Origin of the sequence: Mesobacterium pallidum, assembly GCF_019966535.1 — a bacterium.
In the GTDB taxonomy this organism is placed as follows: Bacteria; Pseudomonadota; Alphaproteobacteria; order Rhodobacterales; family Rhodobacteraceae; genus Mesobacterium; species Mesobacterium pallidum.
On record NZ_JAIMID010000005.1, the window covers coordinates 149,212 to 168,897 of the forward strand.

At 68.8% G+C, this 19,686-nt stretch carries 12 protein-coding genes; 3 read left to right on the top strand and 9 right to left on the bottom strand.

Annotated features, from left to right (window positions below; translation table 11 throughout):
* Position 1: 1 nt before the first annotated feature.
* Positions 2–2,089: a 3-hydroxyacyl-CoA dehydrogenase NAD-binding domain-containing protein gene (locus MF270_RS09635; protein ID WP_238365667.1), complete on the bottom strand. Its 2,088-nt coding sequence runs from the start codon at positions 2,087–2,089 to the stop codon at positions 2–4.
* A 155-nt stretch (positions 2,090–2,244) separates the two neighbouring features.
* On the opposite strand from MF270_RS09635, the gene MF270_RS09640 reads away from it, so the two are divergent.
* Both MF270_RS09640 and MF270_RS09645 read left to right on the top strand, forming a co-directional pair.
* Positions 2,245–2,739, top strand: a complete 495-nt coding sequence (locus MF270_RS09640) for a GNAT family N-acetyltransferase (RefSeq protein WP_238365668.1) — start codon at positions 2,245–2,247, stop codon at positions 2,737–2,739.
* Complete coding sequence (locus MF270_RS09645) at positions 2,732–3,436, top strand: NYN domain-containing protein (RefSeq protein WP_238365669.1); 705 nt, start codon at positions 2,732–2,734, stop codon at positions 3,434–3,436. Before MF270_RS09640 ends, MF270_RS09645 begins: the two co-directional genes overlap by 8 nt.
* Before the next feature lie 224 nt (positions 3,437–3,660).
* On the opposite strand, the gene pbpC is transcribed toward MF270_RS09645, so the two are convergent.
* The gene (gene pbpC, locus MF270_RS09650; RefSeq protein WP_238365670.1) at positions 3,661–5,700 is read right to left on the bottom strand and encodes a penicillin-binding protein 1C; all 2,040 of its coding nucleotides are present in this window, start codon (positions 5,698–5,700) and stop codon (positions 3,661–3,663) included.
* Positions 5,697–11,102, bottom strand: coding sequence for an alpha-2-macroglobulin family protein (locus MF270_RS09655; protein ID WP_238365671.1), 5,406 nt, complete (start codon positions 11,100–11,102; stop codon positions 5,697–5,699). The genes pbpC and MF270_RS09655 overlap by 4 nt, the downstream gene beginning before the upstream one ends.
* A gap of 154 nt (positions 11,103–11,256) precedes the next feature.
* On the opposite strand from MF270_RS09655, the gene MF270_RS09660 reads away from it, so the two are divergent.
* Positions 11,257–13,485, top strand: coding sequence for a response regulator (locus MF270_RS09660; RefSeq protein ID WP_238365672.1), 2,229 nt, complete (start codon positions 11,257–11,259; stop codon positions 13,483–13,485).
* A 3-nt stretch (positions 13,486–13,488) separates the two neighbouring features.
* Here the strand turns inward: MF270_RS09660 and yaaA are convergent, their stop codons facing one another.
* From yaaA to mepA, 6 genes are all read right to left on the bottom strand, one after another.
* Positions 13,489–14,277, bottom strand: coding sequence for a peroxide stress protein YaaA (yaaA, locus tag MF270_RS09665; RefSeq protein ID WP_238365673.1), 789 nt, complete (start codon positions 14,275–14,277; stop codon positions 13,489–13,491).
* A 27-nt stretch (positions 14,278–14,304) separates the two neighbouring features.
* Positions 14,305–16,359: a DNA helicase RecQ gene (recQ, locus tag MF270_RS09670; RefSeq protein WP_238365674.1), complete on the bottom strand. Its 2,055-nt coding sequence runs from the start codon at positions 16,357–16,359 to the stop codon at positions 14,305–14,307.
* A gap of 83 nt (positions 16,360–16,442) precedes the next feature.
* The gene (gene arfB / locus MF270_RS09675) at positions 16,443–16,856 is read right to left on the bottom strand and encodes an alternative ribosome rescue aminoacyl-tRNA hydrolase ArfB (RefSeq protein ID WP_238365675.1); all 414 of its coding nucleotides are present in this window, start codon (positions 16,854–16,856) and stop codon (positions 16,443–16,445) included.
* 273 nt (positions 16,857–17,129) lie between these two features.
* Positions 17,130–17,759 (bottom strand): queuosine precursor transporter, encoded by a 630-nt coding sequence (locus tag MF270_RS09680; protein ID WP_238365676.1) that lies wholly within the window; start codon positions 17,757–17,759, stop codon positions 17,130–17,132.
* A gap of 93 nt (positions 17,760–17,852) precedes the next feature.
* Positions 17,853–18,710, bottom strand: coding sequence for an esterase-like activity of phytase family protein (locus MF270_RS09685; RefSeq protein WP_238365677.1), 858 nt, complete (start codon positions 18,708–18,710; stop codon positions 17,853–17,855).
* Between the two features lie 45 nt (positions 18,711–18,755).
* Positions 18,756–19,679 carry a penicillin-insensitive murein endopeptidase gene (gene mepA, locus MF270_RS09690; RefSeq protein WP_418887876.1) on the bottom strand — a complete coding sequence of 308 codons (924 nt, stop codon included), beginning with the start codon at positions 19,677–19,679 and terminating at the stop codon, positions 18,756–18,758.
* Positions 19,680–19,686 lie beyond the last annotated feature (7 nt).

Here is a 19,686-nt window from a genome sequence, read left to right on the forward strand (position 1 = left end):
CTCAACCCTCCCTGTTGAGATCGGCAAAGGTGCCGCCCTCCGCCGCCATGCGGCGCAGGATCTCGGGCACCTGCCAGTACTGCGCATCCTCCTGCGCATAGGCTTCGATCCGCCGGATCAGCTCGGCCGCGCCGATGGTGTCGGCGTAGCACAGCGGCCCGCCGCGAAAGCGCGGGAAGCCGTAGCCGAAGAGGAACACCGCATCCACGTCGATGGGACGCAGGGCGATGCCGTCCTCGACCACGCGGGCGGCTTCCGAGATCATGGCGGTCATGTAGCGGTCGACGATGTCCTGGTCGGTGTAATCGCGCTGCGGGGCGCCGTCCTTGGCGCGGGCGTCCTCGAGGATGTCGCCCAGCGCCGGGTTCGGCCCCGTCTCCCTGCCGTCTTCGTAGACGTAGAACCCCTTGCCAGTCTTGCGCCCGTACCAGCCGTTCTCGCACAGCGCATCGGACACGAGGCCTGCGTAGCGTTCATTCGACGGGCGCTGATCCGCCATCCGCTTGCGGTTCGCCCAGCCGATGTCGAGCCCGGCCAGGTCGCCGACCCGGTTCGGCCCCATGGCAAAGCCGAAGGCTTCCAGAGCGTCGTCCACCTGTTGCGGCGAGGCGCCATCCAGCACCATGTAGCTGGCCGACTTGGAATAATGCGCGAGGATGCGGTTGCCGATGAAGCCGTCGCAGACCTCGGCGCGCACGCCGATCTTTTTCAGCCGCTTGGCCAGCGCAAAGCCGGTGGCGACCACGGCGGGGTCCGTCTTGTCGGCCACCACGATTTCCAACAGCCGCATCACATGCGCGGGCGAAAAGAAGTGCAGGCCGATCACATCCTGCGGCCGGCCCGTGGCCGCCGCGATCTCGTCCACGTTGAGATACGAGGTGTTCGAGGCCAGAACCGCCCCCGGCTTGCAGATCGTGTCGAGCTTGCCGAAGATCTCTTTCTTGACGTCCATGTTCTCGAACACCGCCTCGATCACGAGATCGACCTCGGCCAGGTCCTCCATCGCCAGCGTTGGGGTCAGCGCGGCCATGGTCGCATCGTACTTGGCCTCGCTCAGCTTGCCGCGCTTGACCGCGCCCTGGAGGTTCTTGGTGATCGTCGCGACGCCGCGATCCAGCCCGTCCTGCGCCACCTCGACCAGCGTCACCGGCAGCCCGGCCAGCAGGCAGGAGGTCGCGATGCCCGACCCCATGGTGCCGCCGCCGATCACGCCGACGCTCGCGATCTCGCGCGGGGTTTCCTTTTTCTCGGGGATGTTCGCCACGGCCCGTTCCGCGAAAAACGCGTTGATCAGCCCGGCGCGTTGCGGCGTGTCCATGCAGGCCATGAACTGCGCGCGCTCGAACTTGAGCCCTTCGTCCATCGGGCCGGTGGATTTCTCGACCGCGTCGACCACGCGATGCGGGGCAAAGAGATGCGCGGCGGTCTTTTCCAGCTTGGCGCGGGTGGTGGCGATGGCCTCGGGGTCGGGGGTCGTCTCCAACGCGCCGGTGCGGCGGGTGACGAGAGTGCCGTCGATGACCTCCTGCGCCTTTGTCAGCGCCACATCGCGCGGATCGCCGTCGACAAGCTGGTCAATCACGCCATGCTCCAGCGCCTCGGCCGCCGGGACCATCCGCCCCGACAGCGCCATGTCGAGCGTGAAGGGAATGCCCGCCAGCCGCGGCAGGCGTTGCGTGCCGCTGGCGCCGGGGATGACGCCGATGTTCACCTCGGGCAGGCCCACGCGCAGGCCGGTGAGGCCGATACGCGCATGCGAGGACAGCCCCAGTTCGAACCCGCCACCCAGCGCGGTGCCATGCATGATCGCGATGACCGGGATCTCCGAGCTCTCGACCGTGTTGTAGACGTCGGGCAGCGCCGGCGGCTGCATCGGCTTGCCGAATTCGCGAATGTCGGCGCCCGCGACAAAGGTCCGCCCGGCGCAGTAGATGGCGATGGCGCGGGCCTTGCCCTCGGCGTTCAGCTCTTCGATGCTGGCCTTGATCCCGGCACGGACGGCCTGTCCGGTGGCGTTCACGGGCGGGTTGTCGATCCGGATCAGGGCGATGTCGCCCTCGCGCTCGATGGTGACGGGCTGGTCGGTCATGCGGGTCTTGTCCTCCTCGTGCCCCACTTAGCTAGCGGGGCTGCTGGAAATTCCTACCGACCGAATCGAAAGGGGTCAAACCTTTTGGAATGGCTTTCCGCAGGGTGGAATAATCCGGCCTTGCAACGGGTTGGCAGGCTGCTAGGGTCGCGCGCATGACAACGATCCGCCCCGCGACAGTCAGCGACCACGACGCAATCTGGCACCTGCTGGAACCGGTGTTCCGCGCCGGCGACACCTATACGATCGACCCGGGCGTCAGCCGCGACGACGCGCTGGCCTACTGGCTGGCGCCGGAAAAGACGACATATGTCTGCGAGGACGGCGGGCAGGTCCTGGGCACCTACTACCTGCGCCCCAACGCGGCGGGCGGCGGCGCGCATGTCTGCAACTGCGGCTACATCACCGCCCCCCAGGCGCGCGGCCGCGGCATCGCCCGCGCCATGCTGGCGCATTCGCTTGACGCGGCCCGCACCGCCGGATACCGCGCCATGCAGTACAATTTCGTGGTGGAGACGAACCAGCGCGCCGTGCAAACATGGCTGCGGGCCGGGTTCGACGTGGTCGGGCGGTTGCCTGGCGCCTTTCTCCACCCCCAGGGCGGCTATGTCGACGCGCTGGTCATGATGAAGGACCTCACCGATGGCTGACCCCGACCACCTGCTGGCCGTATTGATCGACGCGGACAACGTGCCCGCCAAATACGCCAAGGCGATCTTTGACGAGATCGCGACCCTGGGCGAGGCTTCGGCCCGCCGCGTCTACGGCGACTTTTCGTCCGACCGCATGAACTCCTGGGCCAAGGAACAGGGCGACCTGGGCCTGACCCCGATTCACCAGCCCAGCTTCACGGTCAAGAAGAACTCGAGCGACATCGCGCTGGTGATCGACGCAATGGACCTGATGCATTCGGGTCGTTTCGACGGCTTCGTGCTGGTGAGCTCGGACAGCGACTTCATCCGGCTCGCCAACCGGCTGCGTGAACAGGGTCTGGGCGTCTACGGCATGGGCGAGAAGAAGACCCACGAAGCCTTCCGCAAGGCCTGCAAGCGGTTCATCTACCTGGAAAACCTCGGCAGCAACGAGGACGAGAAGGCCCCCGCGCCCAAGTCCGAAAGCAAGCTGGACGAGGCGCGCAAGCTGATCCTGCGCGCCATGGACAGCGTCGAGCAGGAGGACGAATGGGTCACGTTGGGCCAGATCGGCCAGCAGATCACCGCGCTGCATCCCGATTTCGACACCCGCACCTATGGCAAGCGCAAGCTGTCGGAACTGGTGACCGAGCTGAAGATCTTCGAATCCCGCAACGGCCCGGGCAACCAGCTGCAGATCCGCCGGCTGGACTGACCCGGCCCAAAGCGACGCGCATGTCTATCATGCCTTGTCCGGGCTGCACGCCGTAGGGTGGGCATCCTGCCCACCATCCCCGGCCAACCACCCCCCCGACGGTGGCCCATGCGCGCCCCCGTCACCGGCCGTAGGGTGGGCCTGCTCCCCACCGCACTTGGGCAATCATCCGGCGCCGACCTCACCCTGTGTGGTCAGGTGGGCCTCCTGCCCACCATCCGCCCTCACCGCAGCTCGACCGTCACCCGGTCCGACCGGCCTGTCGCATCCAGCACCGTCACCTGCGTCCAGCCCCGCCCCGGCAGGGTCAGCGCGATCTCGCGCCGCCGTTCGCCGGTGCGCAGGGGCCGGCCGTCGGCCAGCACGGTAAAGGGCGGCGTGCCGTCGCGCAGCTTGACCACCAGCGCGCCACCGTCGGTCCTCACCTGTGCGCCATCGGGCGGATAGGCCAGTTTCGGCGCATCATCCGCCGCCTCGAACACCGCGTCACGGCCGCGGAAACGTTGCAAGGGCGCGGGCAGCTGCGCGTTGCCCAGCAGCAGCGTTTCGGGCGGGGGCGGCGGCAGGGGCGTGCGCTGCGGCGTCAGCCGCTGGAAGGCGTCGAACAGCACCGGCGCGGCGAGGCTGCCGCCAAAGGCCCCCGGCACCGGCGTGCCATCCGCGCGGCCGATCCAGACCCCCACGACATGCCGCCCGTCAAAGCCGATGGCCCAGGCGTCGCGGTGCCCGTAGGACGTGCCCGTCTTCCACGCGACCGGCCCCTGCGGCGCGCCGGACGGCGGCGTCAGCGCGGCGAGGATATGCCCGACCTGCCAGGCGGCCGAACGGCTGACCAGAGGGCCAAGCTCGGCGCCCATTCCGGGGGTGGCGTGCACCTCGATGGCCTCCCCGCCCCGCCCCAGCGCCGCGTAGAGCCGCATCAGGTCTTCCAGCGTCATGCCGATCCCGCCCAGCGCCACGGCCAGACCCGCCGTCCGGCCCGGCAGTTCGGGCCGGATACCGGCGCGGCGCAGGGCGGACATCAGGCGCTCGGGCCCCAGTTCCGAGGTCAGTCGCACCACGGGGATGTTCAGCGATTGCCGCAGCGCCTCGGCCACGCGGATCTCGCCCCGGAAATGCCCGTCGAAATTCTGCGGCGCGTAGCCGTCGAAACTGACCGGCCGGTCGTCGATCAGCGTCTCGGGATGCGCCAGCCCCTGGTCGAAGGCCATGGCATAGACCAGCGGTTTCAGCGTGGACCCGGGCGAGCGCTGCGCCTGTGTCATGTCCACGTAGCCCTGCCGCAGGTCCGCATCCGCATAGCCGGGTGAGCCGACGGAGGCGCGGATCTCTCCGGTCTGGTGATCGACGGCCATCAGCGCGATCGACAGCCGGTCCGGCCGGTTCAGCAGCGCCTGCGCGGCGAGGTCTTCGAAGGCCCGCTGGGCGGTGCCGTCGATGGACAGCACATGCCGCGTGACCAGCGGCGCCTCGGTCCGCACCCGGTCGGCCAGATGCGCGGCCAGCGCGGGGAAGTCGCGGCGGGCATGGGGCACCGGCTCGGTCTCGGCGGCATGACGCGTCTCGGCGTCGATCACGCCCGCGCTCTCCATCCGCGCCAGCACGCGGGACCGGGCGGCGGTGGCGGCATCGTGGTGCCGGTCGGGGCGGCGGCTGGTCGGCGCCTGCGGCAGGGCGACCAGCAGCCCGGCCTGGGCGGGGGTGAGGCGCTTGGGCTCCTTCCCGAACCAGGCGAGCGACGCGGCGCGCACACCTTCCACGTTACCGCCGAAGGGCGCGAGCTTGAGGTAGAGGCCAAGGATCTCGTCCTTGGTCAATTCCCGCTCCAGCGCCAGCGCGACACGGGCCTGGCGGACCTTGCCCTCCCAGCGGCCCGTGGTGCCGTCTTCGAGCAGCCGCGCCACCTGCATGGTCAGGGTAGAGCCGCCCGAGACCAGCCTGCGATAGCGCAGCGCCTGCGCGACGGCGCGGGTCACGGCGACCGGATCGACCCCGGCATGGTCGCGGAACCGCTTGTCCTCGTAGGCGATCAGCATCGACAGGTAGAGCGGATCGACGTCCCCCACCCCCGCGTCGAGCCGCCAAAGCCCGTCCGCCACCGTGTAGGGCCGCAGGAGGTCGCCATCGCGGTCGCGCACCTCGGCCCCCGTCTCGATCACCAGCACGGGCAGGTCGGTCGCCCCGACCCAGATGTCGAAGCGGTCGCGCGCCAGCCCGATGGCCGTCAGGCCGATGGCCAGCAGGACGGGCCAGCGCGCCTTCATTCGACGATCAAACGGCCCGATGCGGTGCGGGCGCGGTACTGCGGGCGATACATGTCCTCGACCGAGGCGGCCGGGTGGTGGAACGCGCCCGGAGAGATCGCGCGCACCACGTAGGCCAGCCGGAACGGATCGGCCGAGCGCCAGTCGACGGCGGCAAGGAACCTGTCGGCGCGGAACTCGGCGTGGTCCGCCTCGGCCGGCGACAGCCATGCCAGTTCGCGCACATCGCCCGAGCGCAAGAGCGACGGGTTGTCGATCTCGAGCCCCGCGGGCAGCGGATCGTCGACCATCAGCCGCGCGCCGCCCGCCTCGGAGGGGCGCACAGTCAGGACCACGACCATGCGGTCTCCAGTCTGGACAGGGTCCGTCACCGGCTGGCCGTCCATCGTGTAGTAGGCCCGTTCGATCGCGTAGCCGTAACCGGATTTTTCCACCGTCCCCAAGGGCTTGCCGAAGGTGGTCAGGGTGATGTCGGTGTCGCGGCCCGAGGCGTTGGTGATGGCGAGCGGCTGGGCCACATCATCCTCGATCACGCGCACCAGCGGGCCGTCGATGGGCTGGCCGTTGATCCGCATCCCGCTCATCGACGGGTCGGCGACCATGGCATGGGCGGCCAGCAGCGACCAGGCCTGTTCCTGAGTGGACATCGGCCGGTCGGTGCTGAGGGACGCCGCCAGCAGGTCGCGGTTGACGGCGTTCGACCCGGCCTCGACCGCCAGCGACAACACGCCCGCGGTGTCGCGCAGCACCGTGCCGTAATCGGCGCGCCATGCCCGGCCGCCATCGGGGTTTTCCGCCGCGATCATCGCCGCCGCGCGGGTGAACATCGCATCCGCCCGGGTCTGGTCGCCATAAGCCGCCAGCGCCGCGCCCAGCTGCGCGGCGGCAAGCGGGGTGGCAAAGCTGGTGCCCTTGACGTCCGCGTAGTAGCGCAGATCGCCCATGGCGGCCGCCCCTTCGCGCGCGAGGACCATGAGCGCATAGGCGATATCCTCTCCGCCATAGTCGAAATCGGGCGCGTAGTTCACCCGGTTGCGCAGGTTGTCCATGGCGTTGCGGAACGCCATCTGCGGCACCTCGTGGCCCTGCGCGCGGGCGCGGGACAGGAAGTCGCTGACATAGGCGTCGAGCCAGAAGTCGCCCGAGTCGGCCCGCCAGAGGCCGAAGGCCCCGTTGGCCGCCTGCCGCGACAGCACGCGGTCGATGGCCTGGCCGATGCGCAGGTCGATCTGGCCCTGGTGACCCAGATCCAGCGCCTCGGCGACGGACGAGAAATAGAGCATCGGAAGCGCCTGGCTGGTCACCTGCTCGGTGCAGCCGTAGGGGTAGCGGTCGAGGGCCGACAGCAGCCCGGGCGCGTCGAACCTGGCCAGCGGCCCGGCCGAGAGCATGGCGCTTCCGGTGCCCGGCCGTAGCCCGGCAAAGACGGCGGTGTCGAAGGTGAAGGTGTCGCCGTCCGACAGGCGGAAGCGGCGGGTCGTGGCGATCTCGGGGTCGCCCGCGCGCACGCCGAGGGTCAATTGCTTGACCAGCTGCTTGCCGTCCGGCGTGGTGAGCGCCACGCGGATCGCGTAGTCACCGACCGCGCCGGCCGCCAGCGGGATCTCCAGCCGCGCGGTCTGCTTGTCGCCAAGATCCAGCCCCGAGGGCCGCGCGCCCAGATCGAGCCCGGTGGAGGAAATATCCAGCCCCATCCGCCCGGTCGGCCCCTGCGCATGGGTCACCTCGAGCAACATCCGCGAGGTGTCGCCGGGGGCGAGGAAGCGCGGCAAGCTCGCCGTCACCACCACCGGGTCGCGCACCAGCACGTCCGCCTCGGCCTGGCCCACGCCGGTGGGCGACCAGGCGACGGCCATCAGGCGCACGGTGCCGTTGAACCCGGGGATGTCGAACGTGACCTCGGCCCGGCCATTCTCGACCCGCACGGGGCCCGAGAACAGCGCGACCAGATCCTCGGTCGGCGGCGGGCTTTCCATCCGCATCAGGCTCTCGGCATCGCCGCCCTGCCGGATCTCGCCCATGGCGCCGGACATGCCGTCGATAAGCCGGCCGTAGAGGTCACGCACCTCCATCCCCAAGCGCCGCTGGCCGAAGTAATGCGCCTGCGGGTCGGGGCTGTCGAAGCCGGTGAGGTTGAGGATGCCCAGGTCGACGGCCGCTACGGTGACCCAGGCGGTCTCGCCCTCGGCCGCGTCCACGGTGACGGCGGCCGTCAAAGGCCCGCGCGGATCGCTGGTCTCGGGCGCGTCGAAGGCGACGCGCAGCGCCTTGGCGCCGGGATCGACCGGCGCATAGCTGAGGCCCAGCGCGCGGGCGGGGTTCAGGCCGGCGGGTGCGTCCATCGGGCGGATCACCTGCGCGGTCACGTAAGCCCCGGCGCCCCAGTCGTCGGTCACGGTGAGGGGGACGATGTTTTCGCCCTCCACCACTTCGATGGCTTCCATGTGGATCAGCCGGTTCGACATGACCGTCACCAGCGCCTTGCCCGCGTAGCGCGGCACGATGCGCAGCTGCGCCGTCTCGCCGGTGGCATAGGCGGGCTTGTCGAGCGACAATTCCAGCGTGTCGGGGGTGGAGGAGGCATCGGCGGGCGCGTACCAGCCCGCGTAGAACTCGACCGACGACGCCACGTAGTCGCCGCCAACACGTTCCACGATCAGCTCGTAGCGGCCCCAGTCGACGGGGCCCGACACCTCGACGGGCGCATCGCCCAGCATCACTTCACCGCCGGTGACGCGGCTGCGGGTGGTCGTCACCTCCCAGTTCCAACTGCCGTAAAGCTGGTACCATTGGTAGCGCGTCTCGACCCGGTTCAGGGTCCATTTCACCGGCATCTGAGTGCGTTCCAGCGCGGGCGAGATCGCGGCGAGGTCAAAGGCGGCCTCGGTCCCTTCGCCCACCACGCCGTCGAAGAGCGGCTTGATGCCGATCATCGGTGCGCCGGGGGCGAGGGTGCGGGTCAATGCGCGTTCGACCGGGCGGCCGGAGCCCTCCTGCACCGTGACCCGGATGCGCGCCTCGAGCGGGCGGTCGACGCCCTCGAGCTCGGGGAACTCGACGGCCATCTGCGCCATGCCCTGGGCATCCGTGCGGACATTCTCGCCAAAATAGCGCGACCGGGGACTGAGCTCGGCATCGTATTGGCCGAATTGATAGCCAGGGAAGGCGTCCAGCGTGCGGCGCGGACGCAGGAGCACGTTCGCCTCGACCGGAAGGTTCCCTGCAGGGGCGCCGAAGAGATAGCGCGCCTCGATGCTGAGCGGCGGGCTGTCCGTGGGGCGGATCGGGCCGTCGGGCAGCGAGAGGTCGAAGTCGATGCGTTCGGGCAGGAAATCCTCGACCAGCAGCGCGGTGGTCGCCAGCGCGGGCGCCTCGGTATCGGCGTGGATGTCCAGCCGCCAGGTCCCGCGCGGGGCGGTGCTGCCCACGGGCAGATCGAACACATGGCCACCCGCCGTGCCGTCCGTCGACGTGATGCGGGAATATTCCACCCCGTCGGGCCGGTGCAGGATCGCGGTCAGCGGCAGGCCGGGGATCGCCGCGGCCACGCCGTCGCGCGCGAGGACCGTGGCATGGATAACCTCACCCGCGCGGTAGGCGCCGCGGTCGGTGGCCAGGAAGACGTCGATCGGCGGGCTGGGTTCGCGCCCCTCGACGCCCCGATCCGACAGATCGAACGCCGGGTCGGTGAGCGACAGGAACGCCATGTCGGTGTCGGTCTTGATCGTGACCAGCGCAGGCTCTGCCCCGCCAGTGCCGCGCGCGAGGCCGGGATCGAAGCGCGCATAGCCCTGCGCATCGGTCGTGGCCGTGCCGAGCACGCGGTTGGCGCGCGACACCAGCTCGACCGTGACGCCGCCCTGCGGGTCGGCCGAGGCGAGCGAGCGGACGAAGACGTGCAGGCCATCGGTGCCCGACAGGGTCGTCAACCCGAGATCGGACAGCACGAACCATTGCGTCGCGCCCGGGTCGTCGTATTCGTCGCCGTCCGGGTCACGGGCGGTAAGGGCATAGATGCCGGGATCGAGCGCGGCGACGACCTCTCCCAGCGGCAGGCGGGTGGTGATGTCGCGGTTCAGCGGCGCGTCCACGGGGGCGGAGCCGGTCCAGACCTCCTCGCCGATGTTGCGGAACTGGCTGAGCTGCCAGTAATCCAGCGGCCGGCCGAAGTAATCGTTCTGGATCGCGCGCAGGATGTTGCGGTCGGAAATCCGCGCGAGCGTGAGGTCGATGGAGGCCAGGTTCACCGTCTCGACCGGCAGGCCGGCATCGGCGCTGCGCGGCAGCACGTAGGCCCGGCCGGGAAAGCGGACCGACGGCGCGCGGTCGCGCACGTAAAGCGTCAGGGTCACGTCCCGTGCGAGGGTCTCGCCCGACGCGGCAGGCAGGCCGGCGCGGAAGGTGATGGCGTGGCGGCTGCCATGGGTGACGCCCGCGACGCAGAGCCGGTTGCCCTGCGCCTCGACGGCGAGGGTCTGGTCTGGCAGGCGCACGTAAGGCGCGTAATCGACGCCCGCCCGCACCAGCGGTTCGTTGAACTCGGCGCAGATGCGGGGGGTGGGGCTGTCGGCCTCGACCTCGTGCTCGACAATGCGGAAACCGTACTTGCCGATGGCGTCATCCAGCTGCGCCGCGATGTCGTCGCGGGGCCGGATGTCCTGCGCCAGCCGCAGCGCCGGGATCATGTCGCGGCCGCGGCGGTTTTCCTCGAGCGCTTCGGCCAGGACCACGAGGGCCGAGACCTTCTGCGCGTCATTCCCGGCCCGCAGGTAGGCGTTCGTTGCGGCAGAGAGCGCGTTCTGGCGATAGGTGCGGGTCTGGCTGCCGTTCGGCGTCTCGACCATCAACATCAGCCGGGCGAATTCCGCCCATTGGTCGCTGGCATCGCTTTGCGACACCGCCGCACCCTGCCAGTAGATCGCGCCGGGCAGGTTGCCCTCGGCCCGCCGGTCGGCCACGGCGCGCAGCAGCGCCTCGACCGACCATTGCCCGCCGGGATGGTTGGCGCCCAGCCCCTCGGCCTGTTCGACCGCGCGGTCGATGTCGCTGTCCGACAGGAAGAACAGCTCGCCCCGCAGCGCGTCGGACCGCGACAGCACGCCCGGATCGGTGGCGACGGTGATCGCCGACAATGCGCCCTCGTAGGGTTGGCGGTCGGTCACGCCGGTCTTGGGGAAACAGGCGTTCGACCGGGTGTTGAAGGTGAAGGCGGCGCAGCGCGGCTCAGCCAGGCAGGTGCGCTGGCAGGCGCCGAAAGTGGTGTCGAACAGCGCCTGCAGGTCGCCACCGTAGAAATCCACGTCACGGGTCACGACAATGCGGCGATCCGGAACGGTCGGTTCGGCCCCGGCCCAGGTGGCGGACAGCAGGGCAAACAGAATGGCGGCAAGAAAACGGTGCATCGAAAACCTCCCCTCGGGAATGGGTCCATCGTGCACGGCGGACCCGCGCGGCGCAACGATTCCCGCCATCCTGCCCTGACGTCCTTAACAGGATATTCACCCGGGCAGCGGCACATTCGCCGGGTCCGGACGACCCCAAGAGCACCCCATTGGCATGAGCCTCGCGGAAAGACTTGCCCAGGAACGGCGCGCCCGTCTTGCCGCCGAGCGCCTGCTTGAACTCAAGCAGGCCGAGCTTTTTGCCGCCAATCGCAAGCTTGGCCGCCACGCCAAGGCCCTGACCGAAGAGATCGTCGAAACCCGGGCCGAGATCACCAACGTCCGCACGCAGAACCTCAAGTACCGCAGCGCCATCACCGCCGCCCACGAGCGGATCGAGCTGATCGAGCGGCGGATGTGGCAGACCATCCAGACGATCCAGGACGGATTTGCCTTTTTCGACGGGGACAACCAGTTGATCATCGCCAACGGCGCCTATCTCGAGGCGTTCGACGGGCTTGAAGAGGTCAAGCCGGGCGTCAGCTATCCCCGCCTTCTGCAACTGGTGACCGAGGAAGGGGTGGTGAACACGGGCGATCTTGGCCCGGCGGAATGGCGCGCCATGATGATCGAGCGGTGGAACTCCGCCACGCCGGACCCGATCACCATCCGGCTCTGGAACAACCGCTACGTCCGGCTGATCGACCAGCGCGGGCAGGGCGGCGACGTGGTCAGCGTGGCCAGCGACATCACCCGCGAGATGCGCCACCAGACGCAGATCAAGAACGCCCGCCAGCGGGCCGAGGCGGCGAACCGCGCGAAATCGGCCTTTCTGGCCAACATGAGCCACGAGATCCGCACGCCGATGAACGGCGTTGTCGGCATGTCGGAACTCTTGGGCGACACCCCGCTGACCGAAGAGCAGCGGCTGTATGTCTCGACCATCCGGTCCTCGGCCGAGGCGCTGCTGGTGATCATCAACGACGTGCTCGATTATTCCAAGATCGAGGCGGACAAGCTGGTCCTGCACCCCGAACCCTTCGACCTGGAACGCTGCATCCACGCGGTCACGATGATGTTGCAGCCCACGGCACGCGACAAAGGGCTGAGCGTGCTGATCGATTACGACATCTTCCTGCCGACGCTGCTGGTGGGCGACCCGGGGCGCGTCCGGCAGATCCTGACGAACCTCTTGGGCAACGCGATCAAGTTCACGCAGAAGGGTCACGTTCTGACCCGCGTCACCGGCTATGTCGAAGGCGAGACCGCGCAGATCATCGTCACAGTCGAGGATACGGGCATCGGCATCGCGCCCGAGATGCTCGATCATGTCTTCGGCCAGTTCAACCAGGTGGAGGACGAGCGGAACCGCAAGTTCGAGGGGACGGGCCTGGGCCTTGCCATCACCAAGCGCCTGGTCGAGCTGATGGGCGGCGAGATCTGGGTCGAAAGCCGCCTCTGCGAGGGCTCGGCCTTTGGCTTCCGCCTGTCGCTGCCCATGGCAGAACCGGTGCGCGCACCGGACAAGCGCATCGCACGGGTGCTGCGGCGGGTGATGGTGGTCGATTCCCTGGCGGCGAACCGGCAGATCATCGGGCGGCAGCTGGGACAGTTCGGGCTCGAGGTGGTCGAGGCGTCGAGCGCGGCACAGGCCATGGCGCAGATCGACGCGCGCATCGACCTCGTGCTGACCGAGCATTCCATGCCCGATACCGACGGGCTGGAACTGGCCGAACAGATCCGCGGCAAGGGCCTGTCGGTGCCGATCCTGCTGCTCTCGGCCAATCCCGGTTTCGCCGAGAACGACCCGGCCCGCGTGCTGCTGGCAGGCGTGTTGCAGACCCCGGTCCTGCGCAGCGAGCTGCAGGCGGCGATCGGAACCATCGCCGAGCTGCCCCTTGCCCCCTCGGTGCCGGCCCTGCCCGAGGTTGGCAGCATGCCGGATTTCTCGTCGGTGCGGGGCCGGCCCACAGCCAAGGGCACGGGGCGGCGCATGCGCATCCTCGCGGCCGAGGACAACAAGACCAACCGGCTGGTGTTCGGCAAGATGGTGAAGGACGCCGAGATCACGCTCGAATTCGCCGAGAACGGGGTCGAGGCGGTCGAGGCTTTCGGCGTCAACCGGCCCGACCTTGTCTTCATGGACATCTCGATGCCGGTGATGGACGGCAAGGAGGCGACGCAGGAAATCCGCCGCCTCGAGGCGGAGACCGGCGGCCATGTCCCAATCGTCGCCATGACCGCCCATGCCATGACCGGCGACCGCGAGGCGATCCTGGCGGCGGGGCTGGACGATTACCTGACCAAGCCCTTGAAGAAAAAAGAAATCCTGGACATGATCCGGCGCCACGCGCCCGAGGATGCCATGCCGCCCCTGCCCGTCGCCGACCGGGCTGCGGTCTAGGGGTCAGGCGGCGGCCTCGGCCCCCTCGGCGCGCAGGAACACCGGGCGATCGGGTTCCGACCGGTCCGCGTCAAGTCGGTAGCCGCCGTAGTCGAAATCGCGCAGGGCCTCGGGGTCGGTCAGCCTGTGCTGGATGATGTAGCGCGCCATCGACCCGCGCGCCCGCTTGGCGAAAAAGCTGACGATGCGCGGCTCGGCACCGTCCTTCTGCTCCATGAACTGCGGCGTGATCACCCGCAGTTTCAACGCCTTGAGGTCGACCGCGCCGAAATATTCCTGGCTGGCGCAGTTGACCAGCACGTCGGTGCCCAGCTTGTCGGCCTCGGCCCTCAGCAGCTTGGCCGGGCCGTCGCGCCAGTAATCGTACAGCGACTTGCCCCGCCGGGTCTTGAGGCGCGAGCCCATTTCCAGCCGGTAGGCCTGCATCGCGTCGCGCGGGCGCAGCACGCCATAAAGGCCGGACAGGATGCGCAGGTGATCCTGCGCCCAATCCATTTCCTCGGCCTCCAGGCTACCGGCGTCCAGCCCGATGTAGGTGTCGCCGGCAAAGGCCAGCGCGGCGGGGCGGATCGCCTGCGCCTCCGGCGTGTCGGACCAGGCCTTGAACCGGTCGCGGTTCAGCCGCGCCAGATCATCGCTGAGGTCCATCAGCTTTTTCAGGTCGCCCAGCGTCAGGTTCCGCGCGGTCCTGGCCAGCCGGTTGGCATCCTCGATCAGCGCGGGTTCGGTCATGGGGACGCCCGGGCGCTCGTCCCAGTCAAGCCGCTTGGCGGGGGAAATCACGATCAGCATGGCAGCACTCCTGTCTTGGGGCAGGATCTAGTCATCCTCGGCCAGGACGTCCAGAAAGGCGGGGCCGAAACGTTCCGTCCGCTTGTCGCCAAGGATACGGTCCATCGATGCGAGGTCACCGGGCCGGGACTGCGCGACCTTGGCCAGTTGCGAGGCGGAACAGGACAACGGCTTTTCCATCCCGTCCATCCCGCGCGCCAACCCGGCCTGCACCTGCAAGAGGCGATCATAAAGCGCGCCCGCATCGCGGCCGGCCAGCTTGCGGCGGCTGGGATGCATATGCTCGGCCTCTCCGCCGATCACGGCCAGGAAGGCGTCGCCGTAGCGTTCGAGCTTTTTCGCGCCGACACCGCTGATCCGCGCCATGGCATCCAGCGAGGTCGGCCGCGTCTCGGCCATCTCGATCAGCGTGCGGTCGTTGAAGATGACATAGGCGGGCACCCGCGCCTCTTCGGCCAGGGCGCGGCGCTTGGCCTTGAGGGCCGAGAGCAGCGGCGCGTCCTCTTCGCTGACCATGGCCTTGGCGGCGGGGCGGCTGTCGCGGGCGCGGTCGATGCTGTCCTTGCGCAGGGTGATCGAATCCTGTCCGCGCAGGATCGGCAGGGCGGCGTCGGTCATCCGCAGCGCGCCGTGGCGTTCGCGGTCGGGTCGACAAAGGTCCTTGCCCAGCATCTGCCGGAACACCGCGTCCCATTGCCCCTTGGACAGGTCCTTGCCCACGCCAAAGGTCGGCAGGCCGTCGTGGCCGCGCGCCCGCACCTTGTCGGTCGCCTTGCCCATGAGGATGTCGATCAGGTGGCCCTTGCCGAAAAACTCCTCGGTCCGCAGCATGGCCGACAGGGCCTTGCGCACCGCCTCGGTCCCGTCGAAAAGCTCGGCCGGTGTGTCGCAGAGATCGCAATTGCCACAGGTCACGCCGGTTTCACCGAAGTAGCCCAGCAGCGTCTCGCGCCGGCAATGCTGCGCCTCGGCCAGCCCGAGCAGAGCGTTGAGCCGCCCGTGGTCGGCATCGCGCCGCTCGGCCGGGGCGGGGCTTTCGTCGATCTGGCTGCGGCGCAGGGCGATGTCGTCCTGCCCGAAGAGCGTCAGCGTCTCGGCCGGCCCGCCATCGCGGCCGGCGCGGCCGATCTCCTGGTAATAGGCCTCGATCGATTTCGGCAGGTCCGCATGTGCGACCCAGCGGATGTCGGGCTTGTCGACACCCATGCCGAAGGCGACCGTGGCGACGACGATCAACCCGTCTTCGCGCTGGAACCGCGTCTCGACCTCGCGGCGGTCGTCGGCCTCCATCCCGCCGTGGTAGTGACAGGCGCTGTGGCCGTCGTCGCGCAGCGCGCGGGCCAGGCTTTCGGTCTTGGCCCGCGTGCCGCAATAGACGATGCCCGACTGGCCCTTGCGGGCAGCGGCAAAGGCCAGGACCTGCCGGCGCGGGTTGTCCTTGGGCTGAAACGCCAGGTGGATGTTCGGCCGGTCGAACCCGTGCAGAAAGCTGGTCGGCGCCTCGCCGTCGAACAGCTTGACAACGATCTCGTCCCGCGTCTCCTGGTCGGCGGTGGCGGTGAAGGCGGCGAGCGGGACGTCCAGCGCGCGCCGCAGCTCACCGATGCGCAGGTAATCGGGGCGGAAATCATGGCCCCACTGGCTGACGCAATGCGCCTCGTCCACCGCGATCAGCGACACGCCCGCGCGGCGCAGCAGGTGATGCGCCCCGGCCGAGGCGAGCCGTTCGGGCGCCATGTAAAGCAGCTTCAGCCGGCCCTCGTCGATGGCGGCAAAGACCTCTTCGGTCTCGTCCTCGGTGTTGCCCGAGGTCAGCGCGCCCGCGGGCACGCCGTTTTCGCGCAGGGCCCGCACCTGGTCGCGCATCAAGGCGATCAGTGGCGAGATGACCACCGTCACCCCGTCGCGCAGCAGGGCAGGCAGCTGGAAACACAAGGATTTCCCGCCCCCGGTGGGCATGATCGCCAGCACGTTGTCGCCGCGGGTGACGGCGGTCACGATCTCCTCCTGCCCGGGGCGGAAGCTGTCGAACCCGAAGGTATCGCTCAGAATCGACAGGGCGGCGCCGGAGTCGCGGGGCATCGGGGGAACCTGTTGGTTTGGTAAAACTGCTCTTAACGGAACAATCGCAGCTTAAGATTCGGTGAACAAGGGGGGTTGGCGCCTCACCTGTCCCAGCCGCGCTTCTCTTTCACCTCGGCCCGGGCCTTCTTGGCCTCGACGCGCTTGCGCTTCTGGTTGGCCGAGACCTTGGTGGGGATGCGCCGCTTCGGGGCCACGAGCGCCTGCTGCACCAGCGCCGCCAGCCGCTCGCGGGCGATCTCGCGGTTGCGGGCCTGCGAGCGTTCCTCCGACACCTGGATCACCACCGCGCCGTCCTTGGTCCAGCGCCGCCCGGCCAGCCGCCGCAGCCGCCGCTTGACCGGATCGGGCAGCGAGGGCGAGCGTTCGGCCTCAAAGCGCAGTTCGACCGCGGAACTCACCTTGTTCACGTTCTGGCCGCCCGGGCCGGACGCGCGCACGAATTGCTCGGTCAGCTCCCAGTCCTGGATGACGATGTCGTCGGTGATGCGCAGCATGACGGCCCCTTTCGCACCCTACATAACGCGCCGCGCGGCAACGAAAAAGGGCCGCCCCCGCGTCGGGACGGCCCTTTCGGAAATCGTGGAGGTGATGGCGGTTAGGCCTGCACCAATGTCGGGGTTTCGAAACCCAGGGGCTGCCCTAGGTTCGCGCCTCCAACACTGTTCCGACGCCACTCTCCAGGTTCCTGATAGACACTAGAGCACCTCCTTTCCAATGTTTCGCGATACATTGAGGGTGGCACATCTTGTGTTTCAGTCAAATGAATTTCACACCGGTTGAGCAGAAATTTTTTCGACGATCGCGCGGAACGGAAAAAGTGCCACCAAAGCGAGCGCAAGTTTCACCAGCCAGTCGGCAAACGCCAGGCTGACCCAGAGCGGCGCCATCGGGCCGAAGGTCAGGAAGGGCATCGGGTCGAGCGCCCAGGCGGTCGCCTCATTCGCGGCGGTGCCGAAGACGGCCAGCGTGGCCGAGAAGGCGATCGAGAAGAACAGCACCGTGTCGAGCGCCGATCCGACCAGGGTCGAGATCAGCGGCGCGCGCCACCAGCGGCCCGAACGGACGCGGTCGAAGACGGCGACGTCGGTCAGCTGCGCCGCAAGGAAGGCGATCCCCGAGGCGACACCGATGCGCAGCGGTACGGCCGGGCCGTATTCCAGCATGATCTGCGAGCCGATGAGCGAGCAGATGACGCCGGTGACGAAACCGGCGACGACCACGCGGCGGGCAGGGCCCACGCCGTAGACGCGGTTCATCACGTCCGTCACCAGGAAGGCCAAAGGATAGGTAAAGGCGCCCCAGGTGAGGAGCCCGTCCAGGATCAGGAACTGGACCAGGATGTTCGAGGCCACCACGATGGCGGCCATGGCGATAACGCCGGGCAGGATGCGTGTCATGATATATGTGTCCGTTTTTACATGGTCGCGGCGACATGGCCCCCGGTCATCGGGAACGGGCGGCGTGTAACGCCTGCCCCCGAGTCGCGCAAGTCATTCCGTCAGGGCGTAGTCCACGACCTCGGTCCGCTGGAAGAACCGGTAATTGTCGTCCGAGATCATGGTGAGCCGGATGCGGCCCGCGTCGTCGCGCCAGACCGCCAGCCCTTCGAGGTTGTCGTGACGGCCTGTTGGGGTCTGCAGCAGCACCTCGTCGGACCAGGCCTCGCCCGTCATGTGGACGCGGCGGACGCGGCTGCTGAACCCCAGGCCGGAGAAAGCCCGTTCCAGCACGTAAAGCGCGCCATCGGGGCCGACATCTGCGCCTACGGGGACGAAGCCGTCACTGCGCAGCATCAGGTGCGGCACACCCCATGCGCCGTTCTGAAACCGGAAGACCGGGTTGTAGGCGCCGCGCGTGAGGCCCCGTTCCGGCAGGGCATAAAGCGTGCCATCCGGGCCGATGGCCAGCGCCTCGAGCCCGCCGTTGCCGGGCAGGCGCTTGAAGACATCGTGTTGCGGCAGCGGGGTCGAGCCCGTGGCGTCCAGCCGCCGCACATCCCGGGTGTTCTCGGACGAAAAGTAGAGTGTCCCGTCACCGGCAATCGCCAGCCCTTCGGAATCGAGATCCTTGCGGCCGGGGTCGAGGCGGCGCAGCCCCTCGGCCGTGACGCCGATAATCTTGCTGCCCTTGCGGGTGATCGTCCCCGTGATGATGTAGCTGCGGTCGGAAATCGCGGTAAAGCGCGTGCCATCCGCCGACAGTTCCAGCCCCGACCAGCCACCAAAGCGGTCATCCTCCATCGACCAGGTGTGGCGCGACAGGAAACTGGCGGGCCAGGGCACCTCGGCCGAGCTGGTGAGGGTCAGCGCGGCCAGGCTGGCCACGACGGCGGTCAGGCGCAGCCCCATCTTGCCTCTCCGATACGGACCCATGTCAGGACGAGGCGCGGCCGATCAATTGGACTGCAGCACGCCGGCGCATTGGCCGGGCAGGTCGGCCAGCGTCAGCTCGGGGCGCGGCGGGGTCGGCGCGGGCGGGTTCTTCGGCGGCGGCGGCGGGTTCAGGATGTTGTTCACCCAGGCCTGCGCATCGGCGCAGCCGTCCCCGGCGGGCGGCGGGTCCTGCGGCACGCAGCCGGTCGCCCCGCGCGGGCAGTTCAGCCGCACGTGGAAATGGTAGTGATGCCCGTACCAGGGCCGGATCTTGCGCAGGTAAGTCCGGTCGCCCTTTTCATCGTTGCACATCTGCACCTTGGCGCCGGGGAAGACGAAGATCCGCGCCACGCGCGGGTCGCTGGCGGCCGCCTTCAGCACCTCGTGATGTTGCGGCGTCCAGTCCGAATTCACATAGGCGCCCGAAGCCCGGCGCATCGAGATCGAGCTGATCTTTTCACGCTCGTCGCGGCTGAGGTTCAGCCGTTTCGGGGGCAGCATCCAGACGTCGGCATCAAGGCCCATCTGGTGGCTCGCGTGCCCGGTCAGCATCGGCCCGCCGCGCGGCTGGCTGATATCGCCGACATAGATCCCCTCCCACCCCGGCAGGCGCGCGACCTTGGCCGAGAGGTCCTTGAGGTAGTCGATCATCTCGGGATGACCCCAGTTGCGGTTGCGCGACAGGCGCATGGCCTGCCAGGTCGGGCCGGTCTCGGGCAGTTGCACGGCGCCGGCGACGCAGCCCTTGGCATAGCTGCCATAGGGTGCCGGCGCCTGGACAGAGGCATCGGGCATGCCGCCGAACAGCTGCTTGGCCGACTTGCTGGACAGCGCCGCCGGGACCGCGACCGCCGCCGCGCGCGGGGCATTGTGTTCGCTCCGTTCGCGCTGGCCGCAGGACACCAGCGCGGCGGCCATGGCCACGGCCCAAAGGGATCGCTTCACTACCTGT